At 65.7% G+C, this 19332-nt stretch carries 19 protein-coding genes; 16 read left to right on the top strand and 3 right to left on the bottom strand.

The window, feature by feature from the left end:
* The first annotated feature begins 133 nt into the window (after window positions 1–133).
* Genes IF803_RS23030 through IF803_RS23000 form a run of 7 tightly spaced genes read left to right on the top strand, consistent with a single transcriptional unit; the run spans window position 134 to window position 7548 of the window.
* Window positions 134–406 carry a helix-turn-helix domain-containing protein gene (locus IF803_RS23030; protein WP_028339461.1) on the top strand — a complete coding sequence of 91 codons (273 nt, stop codon included), beginning with the start codon at window positions 134–136 and terminating at the stop codon, window positions 404–406.
* Window positions 403–2418 (top strand): hydrogenase 4 subunit B, encoded by a 2016-nt coding sequence (gene hyfB, locus IF803_RS23025; protein ID WP_461193560.1) that lies wholly within the window; start codon window positions 403–405, stop codon window positions 2416–2418. The genes IF803_RS23030 and hyfB overlap by 4 nt, the downstream gene beginning before the upstream one ends.
* Window positions 2409–3365: a respiratory chain complex I subunit 1 family protein gene (locus IF803_RS23020; RefSeq protein ID WP_461193559.1), complete on the top strand. Its 957-nt coding sequence runs from the start codon at window positions 2409–2411 to the stop codon at window positions 3363–3365. The genes hyfB and IF803_RS23020 overlap by 10 nt, the downstream gene beginning before the upstream one ends.
* Entirely contained in the window at window positions 3365–4027 is a 663-nt protein-coding gene (locus IF803_RS23015) for a hydrogenase-4 component E (protein ID WP_016843065.1), read from the top strand. Before IF803_RS23020 ends, IF803_RS23015 begins: the two co-directional genes overlap by 1 nt.
* Window positions 4024–5472, top strand: a complete 1449-nt coding sequence (locus IF803_RS23010; RefSeq protein WP_461193558.1) for a hydrogenase 4 subunit F — start codon at window positions 4024–4026, stop codon at window positions 5470–5472. The genes IF803_RS23015 and IF803_RS23010 overlap by 4 nt, the downstream gene beginning before the upstream one ends.
* 18 nt (window positions 5473–5490) lie before the next feature.
* On the top strand, window positions 5491–7002 hold the full coding sequence (locus tag IF803_RS23005) for a hydrogenase large subunit (protein WP_461193557.1): 1512 nt from the start codon (window positions 5491–5493) through the stop codon (window positions 7000–7002).
* A 12-nt stretch (window positions 7003–7014) separates the two neighbouring features.
* Complete coding sequence (locus IF803_RS23000) at window positions 7015–7548, top strand: NADH-quinone oxidoreductase subunit B family protein (protein WP_461193556.1); 534 nt, start codon at window positions 7015–7017, stop codon at window positions 7546–7548.
* 210 nt (window positions 7549–7758) lie between these two features.
* Here the strand turns inward: IF803_RS23000 and IF803_RS22995 are convergent, their stop codons facing one another.
* Window positions 7759–8769, bottom strand: a complete 1011-nt coding sequence (locus IF803_RS22995) for a LacI family DNA-binding transcriptional regulator (protein WP_461193555.1) — start codon at window positions 8767–8769, stop codon at window positions 7759–7761.
* 98 nt (window positions 8770–8867) lie between these two features.
* On the opposite strand from IF803_RS22995, the gene IF803_RS22990 reads away from it, so the two are divergent.
* The 4 genes from IF803_RS22990 (at window position 8868) to IF803_RS22975 (ending at window position 13654) form a co-directional block, all read left to right on the top strand.
* A complete protein-coding gene (locus IF803_RS22990; RefSeq protein WP_461193554.1) occupies window positions 8868–9740 on the top strand; it encodes a phytanoyl-CoA dioxygenase family protein in 873 nt (290 codons plus the stop codon).
* Window positions 9741–9880: 140 nt separating this feature from the next.
* Window positions 9881–11227 carry an MFS transporter gene (locus IF803_RS22985; protein WP_461193553.1) on the top strand — a complete coding sequence of 449 codons (1347 nt, stop codon included), beginning with the start codon at window positions 9881–9883 and terminating at the stop codon, window positions 11225–11227.
* A gap of 3 nt (window positions 11228–11230) precedes the next feature.
* A complete protein-coding gene (locus IF803_RS22980; RefSeq protein WP_461193552.1) occupies window positions 11231–12091 on the top strand; it encodes a sugar phosphate isomerase/epimerase family protein in 861 nt (286 codons plus the stop codon).
* 57 nt (window positions 12092–12148) lie between these two features.
* On the top strand, window positions 12149–13654 hold the full coding sequence (locus IF803_RS22975; RefSeq protein WP_461193551.1) for a glycosyl hydrolase family 79 N-terminal domain-containing protein: 1506 nt from the start codon (window positions 12149–12151) through the stop codon (window positions 13652–13654).
* A gap of 15 nt (window positions 13655–13669) precedes the next feature.
* Here the strand turns inward: IF803_RS22975 and IF803_RS22970 are convergent, their stop codons facing one another.
* A complete protein-coding gene (locus IF803_RS22970) occupies window positions 13670–14455 on the bottom strand; it encodes a division plane positioning ATPase MipZ (RefSeq protein ID WP_461193550.1) in 786 nt (261 codons plus the stop codon).
* Between IF803_RS22970 and IF803_RS22965 the strand changes: the two genes are divergently transcribed.
* Window positions 14454–14693, top strand: a complete 240-nt coding sequence (locus IF803_RS22965; protein WP_411780073.1) for a hypothetical protein — start codon at window positions 14454–14456, stop codon at window positions 14691–14693. The two genes, IF803_RS22970 and IF803_RS22965, sit on opposite strands and share 2 nt — an antisense overlap.
* Window positions 14694–14745: 52 nt before the next feature.
* On the opposite strand, the gene IF803_RS22960 is transcribed toward IF803_RS22965, so the two are convergent.
* The gene (locus IF803_RS22960) at window positions 14746–15534 is read right to left on the bottom strand and encodes a crotonase/enoyl-CoA hydratase family protein (protein ID WP_461193549.1); all 789 of its coding nucleotides are present in this window, start codon (window positions 15532–15534) and stop codon (window positions 14746–14748) included.
* A 104-nt stretch (window positions 15535–15638) separates the two neighbouring features.
* Here IF803_RS22960 and IF803_RS22955 point away from each other — a divergent pair, with 104 nt between their 5' ends.
* From IF803_RS22955 to IF803_RS22940, 4 genes are all read left to right on the top strand, one after another.
* Window positions 15639–16208, top strand: coding sequence for a TetR/AcrR family transcriptional regulator (locus IF803_RS22955; RefSeq protein ID WP_304499099.1), 570 nt, complete (start codon window positions 15639–15641; stop codon window positions 16206–16208).
* Between the two features lie 37 nt (window positions 16209–16245).
* Window positions 16246–17004, top strand: coding sequence for an SDR family NAD(P)-dependent oxidoreductase (locus IF803_RS22950; protein WP_461193548.1), 759 nt, complete (start codon window positions 16246–16248; stop codon window positions 17002–17004).
* Window positions 17005–17114: 110 nt separating this feature from the next.
* Complete coding sequence (locus tag IF803_RS22945) at window positions 17115–18038, top strand: glutathione S-transferase family protein (RefSeq protein ID WP_461193547.1); 924 nt, start codon at window positions 17115–17117, stop codon at window positions 18036–18038.
* 212 nt (window positions 18039–18250) lie between these two features.
* The gene (locus IF803_RS22940) at window positions 18251–19285 is read left to right on the top strand and encodes an LLM class flavin-dependent oxidoreductase (RefSeq protein ID WP_461193546.1); all 1035 of its coding nucleotides are present in this window, start codon (window positions 18251–18253) and stop codon (window positions 19283–19285) included.
* Window positions 19286–19332: the final 47 nt, after the last annotated feature.

Here is a 19332-nt window from a genome sequence, read left to right as displayed (position 1 = left end):
ATGCGGCTCGCGTCGATGACCACGCGCATGAATGATGTATAAAACATCATTTATTGCTCTTGTGCCATCATTACTTGATGTGCATAAATGACATTCAAACAGACGCGACTCCTCAATCGACGGCCATCACTCGATGATCACCGCGGCGCAGCTGCGAGCTGCCAGAGCCTTGCTTGGCATCGACCAACGGCAGCTCGCCGAGCTGTCCGGACTTTCGGTGCCAACCATCCAGCGGATGGAGGCGAGCGAAGGCACCATTCGCGGCAACGTCGACTCGCTCGTGAAACTGATCGACGCGCTCGGCACGGCCGGCGTCGAGGTCATCAATGAGGGCGCCGTCAGCAGCGGCGGCGGCCGCGGGGTGCGATTGAAGGCCGGATCAGGCTCACCGAAGGTGCAGACATGATCCCGGCGGTCACTCAGCAGATCTGGTGTGTAGCCGCGCTGCTGGGAACGACCGCTCTCGCGATTGCAACGAGCCGATCGCGCCAATCGACCGCCATCGTCTACGGCACGACCTTTGCGATTTCGCTGGTCGCATTGGCCGGAGCCCTGTTCGCGCTGATCGCCCGCACCGGCGCGACGGAACTGATGCTGCCGGTCGGCTTGCCATGGCTGGGATCGCATTTCCGCCTCGATGCGCTCGCCGCATTCTTTCTCGTCGTGGTCAATCTCGGCGGTGCAGCCGCAAGTCTTTATGGCATCGGTTACGGCCGCCACGAATCCGCGCCACAGCGCATCCTTCCGTTTTTCCCAGCGTTCCTGGCCGGCATGAATCTCGTCGTGCTCGCCGACGATGCGTTCACCTACCTGCTGTGCTGGGAGTTCATGTCGCTCGCCTCATGGGCGCTCGTCATGGCGCATCACCGTGACGCAGACAATGCCCGCGCAGGCTACGTCTATCTCCTGATGGCAAGCTTCGGGACGCTGGCTCTGTTGCTTGCCTTCGGCCTGCTGGCGGGAGCCGGCGGCAGCTACAGCTTTGCGGCCATCCGCGCCGCCCCGCACACTCCGTCCGAGGCCGCATTGGTGCTCGCACTGATGCTGCTCGGCGCCGGGTCGAAAGCCGGCCTGATCCCGTTGCACGTGTGGCTGCCGCTGGCTCATCCCGCCGCACCGAGCCACGTCTCGGCGCTGATGAGCGGCGTGATGACGAAGGTCGCGATCTACGGATTCATCCGGGTCGTGTTCGATCTGCTCGGGCCGCCAGGCTGGTCGGCGGGTGTCGTGGTTCTCGTCCTTGGCGGCGCGACCGCAGTCATGGGGATCCTCTACGCGCTGATGGAGAAGGATCTCAAGCGCCTGCTCGCCTACAGCACGATCGAGAACATCGGCGTCATCTTCGCAAGCCTCGGCCTTGCGCTGGCATTTCAGGCGAACGGCCTTGGCGTCGCGGCGGCCCTCGCCTTCACGGCCGCATTGTTCCACGTGCTGAACCATTCGTTCTTCAAGAGCCTGCTGTTCTTCGGGGCCGGCGCGGTGCTGACGTCGACCGGCGAACGCGACATGGAGAAGCTGGGCGGCCTGATCCACCGCATGCCACTCACGAGCTTCGTCTTTCTGGTCGGCTGCGTCGCGATCTCGGCGCTGCCGCCGTTCAACGGGTTCGTGTCGGAATGGCTGATGTTTCAGGCCGTCCTGCAGAGCCCCGACCTGCCGCAATGGCTGCTGAAGATCATGGTGCCCGCGGTCGGCGCCTTGCTGGCGCTGGCGGCGGCGCTCGCCGCCGCATGCTTCGTCAAGGCTTTCGGAATCACATTTCTCGGCCGCGCGCGGAGCCCGGCCGCGGAAGCCGCCGGCGAAGTCGATCGCTGTTCGCTCGCCGCGATGTTCAGCCTCGCCGTGCTCTGCTTCCTCGCCGGCATTCTGCCCGGCCTCGTGATCGACGCGCTCTCGCCCGTTGCGCAGGCCGTGATCGGCCACCGGATGCCGGTTCAGGCGGACGATCCCTGGCTCTCGATCGTGCCGATCGAGGAGAGCCGCAGTTCCTACAACGGATTGCTCGTCTTTGCGTTCATCACCGCCGCAGCGTCGCTCGCGGTGTACTTCATCCACCGCTTTGCGTCGCGCGCGATCCGGCGCGGACCGGCCTGGGGCTGCGGCTTCGCCGATCCGACACCGGCGGCGCAGTATTCCGGCGTGAGCTTCGTGCAGCCGATCCGCCGCGTGTTCGGCACACTGGTTTTCCAGGCCCGCGAGCATGTCGACATGCCGGCGCCGGGCGAACTGCGGCCGGCCCGCCTCAGGGTGAATATGCACGACCTGGTCTGGGAGCGGCTCTACACACCCGTGACTGAACTCGTGTGGTTCTTCGCCGATCGGCTGAACCAGCTCCAGTTCCTGACCATCCGCCGCTACCTCAGCCTGGTGTTCGCAACCCTCATCACATTGCTGCTGGCGCTCGCGATATGGTCGTGATCTCGGACATCCTCGTTCAGCTCGGCCAGATGGCGCTTGTGCTGCTGCTCGCGCCGCTGCTGACCGGCGTCGTGCGCAAGATCAAGGCGCGGCTGTTGCGGCGGAAAGGGCCGTCGATCTTCCAGCCCTACCGCGACCTTCTGCGGCTGCTGCGCAAGGAGGTCGTGCTCGCCGACAACGCGTCCTGGCTGTTTCGCGTCACGCCCTATGTGACGTTCGCGGCCATCTGGGTCGCGGCGGCGCTGGTCCCGACATTTGCGACCGGCCTGCAATTCAACTGGAGCGCCGACCTGATCGCGATCGTCGCCCTGCTCGGCAGCGCGCGCTTCTTCCTCGCGCTTGCCGGCATGGACGTCGGCACCAGCTTCGGCGGCATCGGCTCCAGCCGCGAGGTGATGATCGCCGCGCTCGCCGAGCCGGCCATGCTGTTGATGGTGTTCTGCGTCGCGCTGATTGCCGGCTCGACGCAGCTGTCGACGGTCGCGACCTTCATGGCGTCGTCGGAAGTCGGACTGCGCGTCTCGCTCGGCATGGCGATGATCGCCCTCATCATGGTGGCGCTCGCCGAAAACGCGCGCATCCCGGTCGACAACCCGGCGACGCATCTGGAGCTGACCATGGTGCACGAGGCGATGATCCTCGAATATTCCGGGCGTCACCTCGCCATGATCGAGTTCGGCGCCTTCCTCAAGCTGCTGCTCTACATCTCCCTGATCATCTGCGTGTTCTTCCCGTGGCAGATCACCACGGAAGGCGCGGGGCCGCTGTCCTATCTGGTGAGCGTTGCCGCCTATATCCTCAAGCTTGCGGTCGCGAGCTTCCTGCTTGCCGTGTTCGAGACCGCGACGGCCAAGATGCGGGTGTTCCGCGTCCCCGAATTCCTCGGCGCAGCGCTGATGCTCGGCCTGCTCGGCACGCTGCTTCGGTTCGTGTCACGGGGCTTCTGATGCACAACCTCGCCTTCGACATTGCCCATCTGCTCGCCGGCGGGCTCGTGCTGATCAGTTTCATGATGCTGTACCAGGACCGCCTGTATGCGCTGCTGAACATTTTCGCGCTTCATGCCGTGGTGCTCGCAGCTTCCGTCGCCTGGCAGGCCTTCATCCAGAATGCGCCGCATCTCTACGTGACCGCAGCCATCGCACTGGTCTTCAAGGCGATCGTCATCCCGGTGGCGTTGCATCGCATCATCAAGCAGCTCGGCATTCATCGCGATATCGAGACCGCGGTGAGCATCGGTCCGACCATGCTTGCGGGCATGGGGCTCGTCGCCCTGTCCATGGTGCTGATGCTGCGCGTCACGGGCGCGGCCGATCCGCTGGCGCGGGAAGACCTCGCCTTCGCGCTGTCGGTGGTGCTGCTGGGATTGCTCGTCATGGTGACACGGCGCAACGCCGTCAGCCAGGTCGTCGGCTTCATGTCGCTGGAAAACGGCCTGGTGCTGGCCGCGACCGGCGCCAAGGGCATGCCGCTCGTCGTGGAGATCAGCGTCGCGTTCTCGATCCTGATCGCGTTCATCGTGATCGGCGTGTTCCTGTTCCGCATTCGCGAGCGGTTCGACACCGTCGACGTCGGCGCGCTCGATGAATTCAGGGGGGAGCGCCGATGACTGCCGCGTCGGATGCCGTCACCTGGGTTCTGTTGATACCGATCACCGCCGCGGCGGTGCTGGCCGCGCTGCCCGGCTACCGCTTGACCGCGGGTCTCAATATCGTGGCCAGTCTCGGCACCTTGCTGGCCGCGCTTTCGCTGCTCGTGGTCGAGCGCCCGCAACCCGGCCAGTACCTGCTGATCGACGATCTCAACATCGTCTTCATCGTGCTCAACACCTTCGTGGGATTCACCACGAGCGTGTTCAGCGCAAGCTATATCGCCCATGAACTCGAGACCGGGCGGCTGACGCCGGGCTATCTGCGCTTCTACCATGCCATGTATCAGGTGATGATGTTCGGCATGAACCTCGCGTTCGTGTCGAACAATATCGGCCTGATCTGGGTCGCGGTCGAGCTCGCCACGCTCACCACCGTGCTGATGGTCGGCATCTACCGGACCCACGCGGCGCTGGAAGCGGCCTGGAAGTATTTCATCCTCGGCAGCGTCGGCATCGCGCTGGCGCTGTTCGGCACGATCCTGGTGTACATGGCGGCGCTGCCGGTGGTCGGCGAGGGTCAGGACGCCATGGTGTGGACGGTGTTGATCAGCCGTGCGGCGACGTTCGACCCGGCATTGCTCAACGTCGCCTTCATCTTCCTGCTGCTCGGATACGGCACCAAGGTCGGCCTGGCGCCGCTGCACGCCTGGCTTCCGGATGCGCATGCCGAGGGCCCGACCCCGATTTCCGCCGTGCTTTCCGGCCTGCTGCTCAACGTCGCGCTCTACGCGGTGCTCCGCTTCAAGATCCTGCTCGCCGCCAATCCGGATGCGATATCGCCCGGACCGCTGATGGTGACGATGGGGCTGACCTCGCTGCTGTTCGCGGCCTTCATGCTTTACCGCCGCCGCGACATCAAGCGGCTGTTCGCCTACTCCTCGATCGAGCATATGGGGATCATCGTGTTTGCGTTCGGCATGGGTGGACCGCTCGCCAACTTTGCCGGCCTGCTCCACATGGTGATGCACAGCCTCACCAAGTCGGGAATCTTCTACGCGGTCGGCCACATTGCGCAGGTGAAGGGCACGCAGCGGATCGCCAACATTCGCGGCCTGACCGAGTCGCATCCGGCACTCGGCTGGAGTCTCGTGATCGGCGTGGTCGCGATCGCCGGCCTGCCGCCGCTGGGTATCTTCATGAGCGAATTCCTGATCGTCAGCTCCACCTTCGCGCGCCAGCCGCTGCTCGCCATCCCGCTGGTGTTCGGCCTGCTGCTCGCCTTCGGCGCGCTGATCCTGCGCCTGACCAGCCTTGCGTTCGGCGAGCCGCGCGGCAATGCCGCGCCGGCGGATGCGTCCTATTTGCCGATGTTCGCGCATTTCGCGCTGGTGCTGTCTGCGGGCATCTACCTTCCGGGACCGCTGGTCGTCTGGTTCCAGCACGTCGCCAACCTGCTGGGTTAGCGCGAGGGAGAACGGGATATGCCGAGGTTGATCGATCTGATCCGGGCCGGCCACAGGATCGAACGGCATCATCCATGGCCGCGCGCCGTGGTGGACGGCGAAACCTGGCGCACCGCCGCTCACGCATTTGCGGATGGCGGCCTGAGCCTGCTCGGACTGTGGGGTGAGCCGTCGCGCGTGCACATGGCCATCCTCGACGACCGCACGTCCGATATCGGCGTGATCAGCCTGGATTGTCCCGATCGCCAATTTCCTTCGGTCGCGGCCCATCATCCGCCGGCGCTTCGATTGGAGCGCACCCTCCACGACCTGTTCGGATTGCAGCCCATGGGCACACCGGATCCGCGTCCCTGGCTCGATCATGGCCGTTGGCAAACGCGCTTCCCGCTGGGTGAACGTCACGATGCATCAGCGGACGCAGCGCCTTATCAATTCCTCCCGGCCGAGGGGGACAGCCTGCATCAGATCGCGGTCGGTCCGGTGCATGCCGGCATCATCGAGCCCGGGCATTTCCGCTTTACCGCGAGCGGAGAGACGGTGGTCCGCCTCGAGCAGCGGCTCGGCTACACCCACAAGGGCGTCGAAGGGCTGATGGCCGGAAGCACCGTCGAGCAGGCCGCGCGGCTTGCCGGCCGGGTCTCCGGCGACAGCACGGTCGCCTATGGGCTGGCATTCGCGCTAGCCGTCGAGGCCGCGCAACGGATTGCCGTGCCGCCGCGCGCGCTGTTGCTGCGCGCGCTGATGGCCGAGCTCGAGCGACTGGCCAATCATCTCGGCGATATCGGCGCGATCTGCAACGATGCGTCATTTGCGCTGATGCAGGCGCATTGCGCCGTGCTGCGCGAATCCGTGCTGCGCGCCGCCGACGCTGCATTCGGCCACCGCCTGATGCGCGACCTCGTCGTTCCCGGCGGCGTCGCGCGCGATATCGCCGGCGATGGAGCCGACGCAATCCGGGCCGTACTCGACCAGATCCGCCGGCATTTCCCTGCGCTGGTCGAGCTCTATGACAACACCGCCTCGTTGCAGGACCGCACCGTCAGCACCGGCATCGTGACTCCAACGCTCGCCCGGCAATTCGCCGCCGGTGGTTATGTCGGGCGTGCGAGCGGCCGCGACCATGACGCCCGACGCAAGCCCGGCTATCTCCCCTATGATGGCCTCCGTTTCGAAGTCCCCGTCCTCAGCGACGGCGACGTCAACGCCCGGGTCTGGATCCGGATCCGCGAGGTTGAGCAGAGTCTTGCGCTGGCGTACCAGATCCTCATTGGCCTCGAGGCCGGCCCGGTGAAAGTGCCGCTGCACAGTGCGGCAGAGCCTTGCGAGGGCATGGCCCTCGTCGAAGGTTTCCGCGGCGACATCCTGGCCTGGCTGCGCCTGAACGGCGATCGGATCGAGCGATGCCATCTGCGCGATCCGTCGTGGTTTCAGTGGCCGCTGCTCGAGGCGGCCATCGAAGGCAACATCGTGGCGGACTTCCCGCTCTGCAATAAGTCGTTCAACTGCTCCTATTCCGGGCAGGATCTCTGAGGGCTTGAGGCGATGCGCAAACTTCTGTTCCAGAGCCTGTTTCGCCAGCCATTGACGGAGCAAGCGCCGCGCCCGGACGACGCTGCGCTCGCGGAGCTCGCGGCCATGGTCGGCCACACCGCACGACGACGCCTCGGCCGCAGCCTCTCGATCCGCGAGGTTGATGCAGGCTCCTGCAACGGATGCGAGCTGGAAATACACGCGTTAAGCAATGCGTATTACGACGTCGAACGGTTTGGAATCCGGTTCGTCGCCTCGCCCCGTCACGCCGACGTGCTGCTGGTCACGGGTCCGGTCACCAAGAACATGCGCGAGGCGCTGGAGCGCACCTACCGTGCGACGCCGGATCCCAAATGGGTTGTCGCTGCGGGCGATTGCGCAAGGGATGGCGGATGCTTCGCCGGCAGCTACGCCGTGGTTGGCGGAGTCTCCACCGTTGTTCCGGTCGATCTCCATATTCCGGGTTGCCCGCCTTCGCCGATCGCCATCCTGCGTGGCCTCGTGACCTTGCTCGAGGCGGTCGACTCCGGGGTCGCGGCAAGGTGAAGGCACGGAAAGAAACGAGCACCTCCGCCCGCACCGTGGGCGAGGCACGCTAGTGTCCCGAATCTGAAGTTCGCATCATTTGCCGCACCTTCGGATCGAACTTCGGATTCGATAAGGACACTAGCAAACTTATGATTCTAGTGTGCTTTATGAATGCGAAGTTCGTGAAAGTGGCTGCCGCGAAATCGCACGAACTTCGCATTCAGCACGCTAGCCGCTGTCGCGCAGCACCAGTTCGAAGCCGAGATCGACGCGGCGCTCGCCGCCGCGCTCCAGCGTCAGCGTCGCCGCGGTGCGGCCGATCGCGTCGCCATGCACGCTGATCGTGCTCAGGGTCGGCGAGATCAGCTGGCCCATTTCGAGATCGCCGAGCCCGATCACGGCGACCGGTTGCGCCGATGCAGGCCCGTCGCGCAGCAGCCCGGCCTTGCGCAGTCCCGACATGAAGCCGATCGCATGGGCGTCGTTGGCAGCGAACACCGCGTCGACATCGGGCAGGCGTGCATGCGCCGCCACGCTGCCGGAATCCTTGCGGTCCAGGATCAACCGGCGCGGCTCGGCGAGGCCGCTGGCCAGTGCCTCGTCCCTGAAGCCGAACCAGCGGCGGGTTCCGCGCGGATCGTCGCCGCCGATGAAGGCGAGCTGCTTGCGGCCCTGCGCGACCAGATGCTTCGCGACGGCAACGCCGGCCCTGTAATTGTCGAAGCCCGCGACCGCGTCGATCGGGTTTGCCGGCAGATCCCAGGTCTCGACGATCGGAATGCGCGCATTGCGCAGCAGGCGGGTGCCCTCCTCGGTCGCCGGCGAGCCGACCATGATGATCGCCTCGGGCCGCCGCGACAGCAGCGCCGCCAGCATGCGGTCCTCGCGCGCCGCATCATAGCGCGACTGCGCCAGGATCACGGAGAAGCCCAGCGGCTCAAGCTTGTCGGACAGGCCCTGCACCGTGTCGGCGAAGATCGCGTTGGCGATGGTCGGCACCAGCACGCCGACCGAATTGGTCCGCGCACTCGCCAGCGCGCCCGCCACCAGGTTCGGGACATAGCCGAGGTCGCGCATCGCCCGCTCGACCCGCGCCCGGGTCTCCGGGGCGACCAGGTCGGGCATCCGCACCACCCGGCTCACCGTGATAGACGAGACGCCGGCGCGCTTGGCCACCTCTGAAAGGGTGGGCGCGGCACCGGCCGGGCCGGTCCCGGGGGCGGTCAGTTCGGAGCTCATGGGGCGGAGCCTGCCCGATTCCGGGTTGCCAAGCCATTATGTTAGCGCTAGCATCGCGTCATGTTAGCGCTAACATGGAACAAAAAGGGAGAAACGGCATGATTTCGGACGAGCAGGCCCAGGCTTACAAGCGCGACGGGGTGATCGTGGTCCCCGACGTGCTCAACCAGGAGACTTTAGCCAAGGTGCGCACGGTGCTCGCCGAGCTGGTGGCCGGCGCCGCCAGCGTGAGCGAGCACACCGACGTCTACGACCTCGAGCCGGGCCATTCGCCTGACAATGCGCGCGTCCGCCGCATCAAGGCGCCGCACAAGGTGCATCCGATCTTCGACGAGATCGTGCGCAGCCCGGCCGTGATCTCGATCCTCACCAAGCTGATCGGCCCCGACCTTCGCCTGCACGGCTCCAAGCTCAACATGAAGTCGGCGCAATACGGCTCGCCGGTCGAGTGGCATCAGGACTGGGCGTTCTATCCGCACACCAATGACGACATCCTCGCGATCGGCGTGCTGCTCGACGATTGCGATATCGAAAACGGTCCGATGCTGGTGACGCCCGGATCGCACACCGGCGCCACGATGTGGGACCATCACGGCGAGGACGGCCACTTCGCCGGCCTGATCGATCCGGACCAGATCGCGGACGACATCAAACGCGCGGTGCCCTGCATGGGCAAGGCCGGCAGCATGTCGTTCCATCACGTGCGCGCGCTGCACGGCTCGGCGACCAACACATCGAACCGGCCGCGCAACCTGCTGCTCTATGAAGTCGCCGCCAGCGACGCTTGGCCGCTGATGGGCGTGAAGGATTTTGACGAGTTCAACAGCCGCCTGCTGGCGGGTCCGCCGGTGGTCGCACCGCGGCTCACCGACGTGCCGGTGCGCATGCCACTGCCGCCGGCGAAACGGCAGGGATCGATCTACGAGACACAGTCGGCGTCGAAGAAATCCTACTTCACGCGCGCCGCCTGAGACCTGAGACAATGCCCGCGGCCAGGCCGCGGGCATTGCTGCTTTCACGAGCACGATTCCCCGCGACAACGCAGAACGCGTTTGCGCGGAGATCGTGCCCGATCAAAACGACCATAAAAACAGACATAACGGGGAAACGAATGACCGAGATGGCAAGAGATGGCGCTCGCACATCGCGCCTGCGTGTGATCCTGGCCGCAAGCATCGGCTCCGCGCTCGAATGGTACGACTTCTTCCTCTACGGCACCGCAGCGGCGCTGGTGTTCGGCGAATTGTTCTTTCCGAAGAGCGATCCGGTGGTCGGCACGCTGCTGTCGTTCCTGACCTTCGGCGTCGGCTTCGTGGTGCGGCCGTTCGGCGGCCTGTTGTTCGGCATCCTCGGTGATCGCTATGGCCGCAAGCCGGTGCTGGTCGCCACCCTTCTGATGATCGGCATCGGCACCACCGCGATCGGCTTCCTGCCGACTTATGGGCAGATCGGGATCTGGGCGCCGATCCTTCTGGTCGCGATGCGCGTCATCCAGGGCCTCGGCGCCGGCGCCGAATATGGCGGCGCGGTGATCTACCTGGTCGAGAACGCACCGCCGAAGCATCGCGGCTTCTGGGGCGGCTTCGCGCCGCTCGGCGTCTCCGTCGGCAATCTGCTCGCGGCCGGCGCCTTCGCGCTGGTGACGATGCTGCCGCGCGAGGATTTGATGAGCTGGGGCTGGCGCCTGCCCTTCCTGGCGAGCTTCCTCCTGATCGTGGTCGGCATCTTCGTCCGCATGCGCATCACCGAGACGCCGGTCTACACCGAGGCGGTGGTCGCGCGCGGCAAGGTCGAGAGCAATCCGGCGATGGAGGCATTGCGCCGGCACCCGCGCAATTTCTTCGTCGTGCTCGGCGCCCGCATGGCCGAGAACGGGCTCGGCTATTTCTTCCCGGCGTTTGGTCTCAGCTACGTGATCACCACGCTCGGCGTGCCCAAGGCGGAGGCGCTCAGCGCGCTGATGCTGGCATTCACGGTCGAGCTGTTCGCGATCCTCGGCTTTGCGGCGTTGTCCGACCGGATCGGACGGCGGCCGGTCTACATGTTCGGCGCGCTGGCCGGCGTGGCGCTCGCCTTCCCGTTCTTCTGGATGGTCGGCACCAAGGAATGGATCATGATCGCGCTCGCCTTCATCCTGGCGCGCGCCGTGGTGACGGCGGCGATGTTCGGGCCGCAGGCGGCGTATTTCGCCGAGCTGTTCCCGCCGCAACGCCGCTTCGCCGGCTTTGCCTTCGCCCGCGAACTCGGCTCGCTGCTGTCGGGCGGCCCGGCGCCGTTCGTCGCCACCGCATTGGTGGCGGCCTACGGCACCTGGTGGCCGGTCGCCTGCTACGCGATGTTCCTGTCGGCCTGCACCGTCGTTGCGATCTGGATCGGGCCCGAGACCTACCAGGAGAACATCGACGCCGACGCGAGCGAACAGGCCGAGCTGCCCGCGGCGATCCCGGCGCGGGCCTGATCGGTGGCGCAGCAACTGCGTGTCCTGCAGTCGCTCTGGGCGATGGAGCGGCGGCTGGCGGATGAGGGCGAATGGCCGCTGCACACCCAGCTCGCGATGATCCGCGATGCCGGATTTGACGGCGCCGGCGTTCGCTTCATCGATCCTGCCTTCGCGCGCGAGGTGACGAGCTTCCTTCGCGCGCATGGCATGATCTGGCAGGCGCAATGCTACCCGAAGAGCGTCGACGACCTGAAGCCGGTGCTCGAGCTGGTCGCCCGGCTCGGCGCCGATCATGTCAATTTGCAGCCGGACGTTCGGCCGCGCCGGCTCGCAGATTGCATTCCCCTGCTCGAAGGCTGGCGGCGGCTTGCCGCGGAGGCCGGCGTTGCCGTGCATGTCGAGACCCATCGTGACCGGATGACGACCGACCTGTTCTTTATGCTCGACCTGCTCGACTGCTTTCCCGATCTGCGGCTCACCGCCGATCTCTCGCATTATCTGGTCGGCCGCGAATTCGCCTGGCCGGTCGACGACGTCAACCACGCGATGATCCATCGCATCCTCGACAACGCCTGGGGCATCCACGGCCGCATCGCGAGCCGCGAGCAGGTGCAGATCTCGCTCGGCTTTCCGCAGCACCAGAGCTGGGTGGCGCTATTCATGGGCTGGTGGGACTACGGCATCCGTTCATGGCGGAAGCGTTCCGGACCGGACGCGACCCTGACCTTCCTGTGCGAGCTCGGTCCGCCGCCCTATGCCATCACCGGGGCCGACGGCAGGGAATTGTCCGACCGCTGGCAGGACGCGCTGGTCATGAAGGACATGATCCGCGCGCTGTGGGATCGCATCGCGAACGAGCCGCAAGGCCCGCTTCAGCATTGATTCAAACACGCCGCGGCGGCATCCTGAACGCCACAATCCGGAACGCCGCGAGGACCCGTGCGCGACCGCTGGGCTTATCCGCTTCGATGCCTCGTCGCCGTCTCGGCCATGGCAGCCTTCGCGCACACGAAGGCCGCCGCCGCGGAGCTCGCCCTGAACGTCGCAACCCTGCCGCGCGTCGCGGCCATCGACCCGCGCTTTCAGTCCTACAACATCGAGATGGTCGAGGTGACCGGCGGACGGTTCTGGAAGCCTTATGCAACCGCCGGCACGCGTCGGCGTGCGGAAACGGATCGGTTCGCGGCTCGCGCTCCGATCGACCTGCACGATGGCAGACTGCGCAAGCTCGCCGCCGCGCTCTCCCCCGCGTATCTGCGCGTCAGCGGGACCTGGGCCAACAGCACGTTCTTTGCAGATTCCGAAACGTCACCGACCGCGCCGCCGGCCGGCTTCAACAGCGTGCTGACGCGACAGCAGTGGCGGGACGTGATCGAGTTCTCGCGCGCCATCGACGCTCCGATCGTCACGTCCTTTGCGATCAGCGTGGGCGCGCGTGACGCTACGGGGCAATGGAGCCCCGAACAGGCCCGGCAACTTCTCGCGTTCACGCGATCCGCAGGCGGGCGTATCGCCGCAGCCGAGTTCATGAATGAGCCCGATCTGCCGACCATCGGCGGCGCCCCTGACGGCTACGATGCCGCGGCCTACGGCAGGGATTTTGCAGCGTTCCGCGCCTTCATGAAGGACACCGCGCCCGACGTGACGATCCTCGGCCCCGGCACGATCGGCGCCGGCGCTGAGGCTCAAGCGCTCTTCGCCGCATCAGCAGCCGGCATCGACACGGTCTCCTACCATCATTATGGCGCGCTGTCGGCCCGATGCGCCGGCGATCGCAAGGCAAGGCATGCATTGTCGGACGAATGGTTGGCGCGAACTGGCAAGACGTTTGCCTTCACCCAAGTGCTGCGCGACCAGCTTGCACCGGGCAAGCCGATCTGGCTGACCGAAACCGCAGAGACCGCGTGCGGCGGCAATCGCTGGGCTAAAACCTTCACCGACACGTTCCGTTACCTCGATCAACTCGGACGGCTGGCCAAGGCTGGCGTTCAGGTGGTGATGCATAACACGCTGGCCGCGAGCGACTACGGGCTGCTCGACGAACGAACCCATCTGCCGCGGCCGAATTATTGGGCGGCGCTGCTATGGCGACGGTTGATGGGGACCATTGTGCTCGATGCCGGTGTCGCCGAGCAATCCGGCTTCCATGTTTATGCGCATTGCGCGCGCGACATGCCTGATGGAATAGCTCTGCTCGTCATCAACAATGATCGGCGAAAACAGCGCAAGCTCATGCTGCCAGCCGCCTCGCAACGCTACACGCTCACGAGCGCTAAGCCTGCCGACGGCAATGTTCAGCTCAATGGCGCGACGCTTTTGCTTGGAGCCACTGACAGGATCCCAGCCCTGAACGGCGACGCAGCCGCCGCCGGAACGATCGTCTTCGCACCTGCAACGATCACGTTCCTGACCGTCGCCAACGCCGGCAACGCCCATTGCCGTTAGCGGCCTGACGTCGCCTTAGGCCGCATCGCGGCTGGCGTCGGAGGATTCCGGCGGGCGCGCCACCAGATGGCCGAGCATGATGGCGGTCATCAGCCGCTCCATCTCGAGCCGTGCAGTGACATGCGACATGGTCGGCCGGCCACCGAGCGCGAGCTGGCTGACATCGTCGATCGCGGTCAGTCCGCGCGGATAGAATTCGCGGAAGATCACGCGTTCGGCCAGGCCATCGACCAAGCGGAAATTCAGCGTCTTGGACAATTCGCTCAACGCTTCGCCGACCAGGCGCTTGTTGCGTGACCCGAGCGTGGAGAGACGGTTGCGCAGCACCACCCACTCGAATGCCGGCTGATCGTGTGCGCTGCGCTCGCGCCGCGCCTCCTCCACCATCTTCGAATAGTGGCTGACGCCGGTCACTTTGAAGTCGTTCGGATCGACAGTGCCGAGCACGTCGAAATCGAGGAAGCTGTCGTTGAGCGGCGTGATCAGCGTATTCGCCAGCGAATGCGTGAACGTCGTCAGATAGGTGTCGTGGCCGGGACAGTCGATCACGACGAAATCGTGCGACCGGCCGAGCCGCTCGACGATCTCGGCAAGCGCGCTGCGCCCGAGCGTCTCGACCTCGCTGCTCCTGCCGCTCACCGTCTCGAAGCACATATGCGCGGGAACGCCGAGATCCAGCGAGGTTTCCCGCGCCCAGTCCCGCCGGTTCTCGACGTAGTGCGTCAGCGACTTCTGCTTGTTGTCGAGATCGATGGTGGCAACACGCTGACCCGCCTTGATCAGCGCGATGGCGACGTGCATGGCAATTGTCGACTTGCCAGAGCCGCCCTTGTTATTTCCGACAACTACTACTCGTGCGTTTGTCATGGGAATCCATACCGGACGCTTGAGTGAAAGCAGGACGAAACAGAATTTAATGAATGGCTCGAATCTCCCTGATTCGACGAATCTCGACAAGAGTCGTCGCACGATCGGCGTGATCGAAATTGATGCGGCTGCGACAACATTGTCACAACCGCAATCCGGGCACGTATCGTGAACGCAGCGAGCGCCGCTGCGGCGAGCGCCCCTGCTACTAGCGCGCCCCGGGACTAGCGTCCCTGAAACACAGCCGCGCGGCGCTCCACGAAGGACTTGATGCCCTCGGCCGCATCTGATGTGTTGAGCACGCGTTCGCGGATCTGCGGGATGATCGCGATTGCCGCCTGTTCGCCGGCTTCGATGAACTTGCGGCCCGCCTCCTTGGTCACCTGGATTCCAAGCGGCGCATTGCGTGCGATGATCTCCGCGAGCGCCATTGCACGCTCGACCTGCTGGCCCGCCGGCACGACTTCCTGCACGAGACCGATCCGATGCGCCTCGGCGGCGGTGAACTCGTCGCATAGCAACAGGTGATACATCGCATCGCCCCACCCGGCGCGGCTGATATATCGGAAATGCGCGCCCGCCAGCGGCGCGATGCCGCGCTTGGCTTCCATCTGGCAGAAGCGGCTGTCGTCCGCGGCGATCACGATATCGCCGGCCAGCATCATCTCGATGCCGACGGTGAACACGATACCCTGCACCGCCGTGACGATCGGCTTCCGGCAGCGCTTCGACAATCCGAACGGATCGACGTTGCCCTCCGGCAGCGGCTTGCGCGTCGCCGTCGGACCGAAGAATTTCGGCATGTCGAGACCCGCGGTGAAACTGCCGCCGGCGGCGCAGAGCACGCCGACCCAGAGGCCGTCGTCGTTGTCGAGCAGCGTCAGCGCGTCGGACAGCTCAGTCATCATCTCCGGACTGAAGGCATTCTTCTTCGCGGGATTGTCGATGATGATCTTGAGGATGTGGTCGTGCCGCTCGTGGCGGACCCGCCCTTCGCTCGCGCTGCCGGACATCTGTTCCTCCCTGCTTTGTGACCGGATAATTTCTGGATGATAGTTGTCATCCAGACGCATGATGGTCATAATCCAGAAAGAGAGTCAAACAGGGACTAGGCGAGATGGGCCATTCCCAGGCCGACAAGGCCAGGAGCCGTGAGCGTATTCTGAACGAGGCTGCAACGCAGATCCGCGGCAAGGGCCTCGACGCGCTCAGCATCGGCGGCCTGATGCAGCAGGTGAAGCTGACCCATGGCGGCTTCTATGGGCACTTCGCCTCGCGTTCCGACTTGATCGCCGCGGCGCTGGAACAGGCGCTGAATGCAGGAGAAGCATCGGCTCACGCGGCGCGCGGTCCCGACAAGCCGGTCAACATCAACACACTGGTGCGTAGCTATCTCAGCCGCGCCCATCGCGACGCGCCCAAGTCGGGCTGCGCGATCGGCGCGCTGATCTCGGATGTCGGCCGCGCCGATGCGCAATGCCGCGCGGTGATGGAGCCGCACATCGAATCCTTCATCGCCAAGGTCGCCGAGACGTTCGGCGACGATGACGACAGCAGCGCAATCGTCGCCGTGAGTGCGATGGTCGGGGCGCTGGCGATCTCGCGTGTCCTCACCGACCAGAAGCGGTCCGACGCCGTTCTGCGCACGGTGCGTGATGCCATCGTCGCGATGGCGTCCGACGAATGATTTCGCCCGCGCCACGGGCACCTTGATGGAGTGAGCCATGAACGACCGATCCGCCCTCGAGCCGACCCCTGTACAAGGAAGCGTGCTGATTGCCGGCGTCGGCGCGTCGAACGGCCTCGGCGCCGCGATTGCGCGTCGCTTTGCCGCCGGCGGCTATCCCGTCGCGATCGCCGGCCGCAACGCCGACAAGCTCGCCGCGACGGCGGCCGAGCTGGCGGCAAGCGGCGCGACGGTCGCGCACGTGGTCGGCGACGCCTCCAGGGCGGCCGATGTTGCGCGCTTCGTCGAGGCGGCCGAGAGGCTCGCACCGCTCGCGATGGCCGTGCACAATGCAGGCTCCAACCGGCCGGCACCGTTTCTGAAGGTCAGTGAGCAGCGCTTCGAGGAACACTGGCGTGAACATGCGCTCGGCGGTTTCCAGCTCGCACAGGCCACGATCCCCGCTCTGCTTGCGCGCGGCGGCGGCACGCTGGTGTTCACCGGCGCCAGCGGTTCGCTGCGCGGCAAGGCCAACTACTCACCGTTCGCCGCCGCCAAGGCCGCGCTGCGCGCGCTGGCGCAGAGCGTGGCGCGGGAATTCGGGCCGCAGGGCATCCATGTCGGCCATGTCGTGGTCGATGGCGGAATCGAGGGCGACCGCCTGCTGAGCATGCGTCCGCAATTGAAGGATGAGCGCGGACCGGATGGCATGCTCAACATCGCGGCCATCGCGGACGCCTATTGGGTGCTGCACCACCAGCACCGCAGCGCCTGGACGCTGGAGCTCGACCTGCGGCCGTGGGCGGAGCAGTTCTGAACGCGCTGCGCCGCCCTTCTCGCCCACGGATATAGGTTGCGATCGGCTGGATTCTTGTCAGCTTATGCGACAAGGTCCGTCGAGATCGCACCCTGTCCCGGGAGAAGGCCATGTCGCAGCCCACGCCGATCCTGCATCATTTCGATCAGTCGCCGTTCTCCGAGAAGATCCGCATCATCTTCGGATTCAAGAAGCTCGCCTGGAACTCGGTGCGGATCTCCCGGATCATGCCGCGGCCGGACCTGATGCCGATGACCGGCGGCTATCGCCGCACGCCGACGATGCAGATCGGCGCGGACATCTATTGTGACACCCAGATCATCATCCGCGAGTTGGAGCGGCGCTACCCGACGCCGACGCTGTTTCCGGCGGGCAATGCCGGCATGCCCTGGGCGCTCGGCATGTGGACCGACCGGCCGTTCTTTCAGAACACGGTCAACCTCGTGTTCGGCTTCGTCGGCGACAAGGTCCCGCGGGATTTCATCGAGGATCGCGAGAAGTTGCGCGGCGGCAAGTTCGACGTCGCCGCCATGACCGCGGCGCTGCCGCAGATGCGCGACCAGTTCCGCACCAATGTCGACTGGATCGAAGCGCAACTCGGCGACGGCCGGCCGTGGCTGTTCGGCGAGTTCAGCCTCGCGGACGTCAGCGCCTACATGAACGTGTGGTACGCGCGGCAGAGCCTCGCCACGATGGACGAGATCATGAAGTCCGTGCCGCGTGTTGCGGCGTGGGAGGAGCGCATCCGCGCCATCGGCCACGGCACGCGCACCGAGATGTCGTCGGCCGACGCGCTCGAGATCGCCGCGAAGGCGCAACCGCAGTCGCCTGTATTCGGCGACCCCATGGATCCAAACGGTCGCAAGCCCGGCGACGTCGTTGCCGTGATGCCGGATGACTACGGCAAGATCCCGGTGCACGGCGAGATCGTCTCGCTGTCGGCGCAACACATCGCGATCCGCCGGTCGGATGAGCGCGTCGGCGAGGTGGTGGTGCATTTCCCGCGCGCCGGCTTCCTGGTGGTCCCGGGCTGATTGCCGCAGGCTGCCCCAAGCGGACCTGGAAACGCTGCGTTTCGCGGCGTGACCTTGCCGGCCCCCTGAACCGGCAATAGCTCAACGGTATCTCCAACCCAAGGCTCCACAGCGCAGGCTTGCGGATAGATCCGCAGCAACCCGACCTTTCGGCCTGCGTGCGATGGGTAGCCCGTGGCGGATGCTCCGCCACGCCGACAACCGGACTGACTATGACGACCTCCGTCGAATTCGGGCTTGATACGTTTGGCGACGTCACCAACGACGCCGCCGGCGCGCCGCTGCCCCATGCCCAGGTGATCCGCAACGTCGTTGACGAAGCGGTGCTGGCCGATCAGCTCGGGATCGATTTCATCGGGCTCGGCGAGCACCACCGCGCCGATTTTGCGATCTCCTCGCCCGAGACCGTGCTGGCGGCAATCGCCGCGCGCACTGAAAACATCCGCCTCGGCTCGGCGGTGACCGTGCTGAGCTCGGACGACCCGATCCGCGTCTTCCAGCGCTTCGCCACGGTCGACGCGGTCTCGAACGGCCGCGCCGAGGTGATCCTCGGCCGCGGCTCCTTCACCGAGTCGTTCCCGCTCTTTGGCTTCGACCTCAGGCAATACAACGAGCTGTTCGAGGAGAAGCTCGATCTGTTCACCGAACTGCTCAAGCAGGAGCCGGTGACTTGGCAGGGCAAGCTGCGGCCACCGCTCAAGAGCCAGTCGGTCTATCCGCCGGTCGAGCACGGCCGGCTGAAGACCTGGATCGGCGTCGGCGGCAGTCCCGAATCGGTGGTTCGCGCGGCGCATTACGACCTGCCGCTGATGCTTGCCATCATCGGCGGCGATCCCAAGCGCTTTGCACCCTATGTCGACCTGCACCAGCGCGCCTACCAGCAGTTCGGCCGCGAACCGAAGCCGATCGGCGTGCATTCGCCGGGCTATGTCGCCGAGACCGACGCGCAGGCACGCGAGGAGCTGTGGCCGGACTACAAGGTCATGCGCGATCGAATCGGCAAGGAGCGCGGCTGGCCGCCGATGGGCCGCGACGAGTTCGTGTCCGAGGCCGAGCACGGCTCGCTTTATGTCGGCGCGCCGGAAACCGTTGCCCGCAAGATCGCGGCGACCGTCAAGGCGCTCGGCGCGGCGCGCTTCCAGCTGAAATACTCGGCGGGCCCGCTGCCGCACGACAAGCTGATGAAGAGCATCGAGCTCTATGGCAGCAAGGTGGTGCCGATGGTGCGCGAGATGCTCGCCGCGTGACGCGCCAGAACCGGCATGACAAAGCAAAACCCCCGGCGCTTGCACGC

Source organism: Bradyrhizobium sp. UFLA06-06 (assembly GCF_054820065.1).
Note: the sequence above shows the minus strand (reverse complement) of the source record. Positions and strands in the feature narration are given on the sequence as shown.

Excerpts from the sequence above, each read along its gene's own strand:
- IF803_RS23030 (WP_028339461.1), top strand. The coding sequence starts at position 134 with ATGATCACCGCGGCGCAGCTGCGAGCTGCCAGAGCCTTGCTTGGCATC.
- hyfB (WP_461193560.1), top strand. The coding sequence starts at position 403 with ATGATCCCGGCGGTCACTCAGCAGATCTGGTGTGTAGCCGCGCTGCTG.
- IF803_RS23020 (WP_461193559.1), top strand. The coding sequence starts at position 2,409 with ATGGTCGTGATCTCGGACATCCTCGTTCAGCTCGGCCAGATGGCGCTT.
- IF803_RS23015 (WP_016843065.1), top strand. The coding sequence starts at position 3,365 with ATGCACAACCTCGCCTTCGACATTGCCCATCTGCTCGCCGGCGGGCTC.
- IF803_RS23010 (WP_461193558.1), top strand. The coding sequence starts at position 4,024 with ATGACTGCCGCGTCGGATGCCGTCACCTGGGTTCTGTTGATACCGATC.
- IF803_RS23005 (WP_461193557.1), top strand. The coding sequence starts at position 5,491 with ATGCCGAGGTTGATCGATCTGATCCGGGCCGGCCACAGGATCGAACGG.
- IF803_RS23000 (WP_461193556.1), top strand. The coding sequence starts at position 7,015 with ATGCGCAAACTTCTGTTCCAGAGCCTGTTTCGCCAGCCATTGACGGAG.
- IF803_RS22995 (WP_461193555.1), bottom strand. The coding sequence starts at position 8,769 with ATGAGCTCCGAACTGACCGCCCCCGGGACCGGCCCGGCCGGTGCCGCG.
- IF803_RS22990 (WP_461193554.1), top strand. The coding sequence starts at position 8,868 with ATGATTTCGGACGAGCAGGCCCAGGCTTACAAGCGCGACGGGGTGATC.
- IF803_RS22985 (WP_461193553.1), top strand. The coding sequence starts at position 9,881 with ATGACCGAGATGGCAAGAGATGGCGCTCGCACATCGCGCCTGCGTGTG.
- IF803_RS22965 (WP_411780073.1), top strand. The coding sequence starts at position 14,454 with ATGGCAATTGTCGACTTGCCAGAGCCGCCCTTGTTATTTCCGACAACT.
- IF803_RS22970 (WP_461193550.1), bottom strand. The coding sequence starts at position 14,455 with ATGCACGTCGCCATCGCGCTGATCAAGGCGGGTCAGCGTGTTGCCACC.
- IF803_RS22960 (WP_461193549.1), bottom strand. The coding sequence starts at position 15,534 with ATGTCCGGCAGCGCGAGCGAAGGGCGGGTCCGCCACGAGCGGCACGAC.
- IF803_RS22955 (WP_304499099.1), top strand. The coding sequence starts at position 15,639 with ATGGGCCATTCCCAGGCCGACAAGGCCAGGAGCCGTGAGCGTATTCTG.
- IF803_RS22950 (WP_461193548.1), top strand. The coding sequence starts at position 16,246 with ATGAACGACCGATCCGCCCTCGAGCCGACCCCTGTACAAGGAAGCGTG.
- IF803_RS22945 (WP_461193547.1), top strand. The coding sequence starts at position 17,115 with ATGTCGCAGCCCACGCCGATCCTGCATCATTTCGATCAGTCGCCGTTC.
- IF803_RS22940 (WP_461193546.1), top strand. The coding sequence starts at position 18,251 with ATGACGACCTCCGTCGAATTCGGGCTTGATACGTTTGGCGACGTCACC.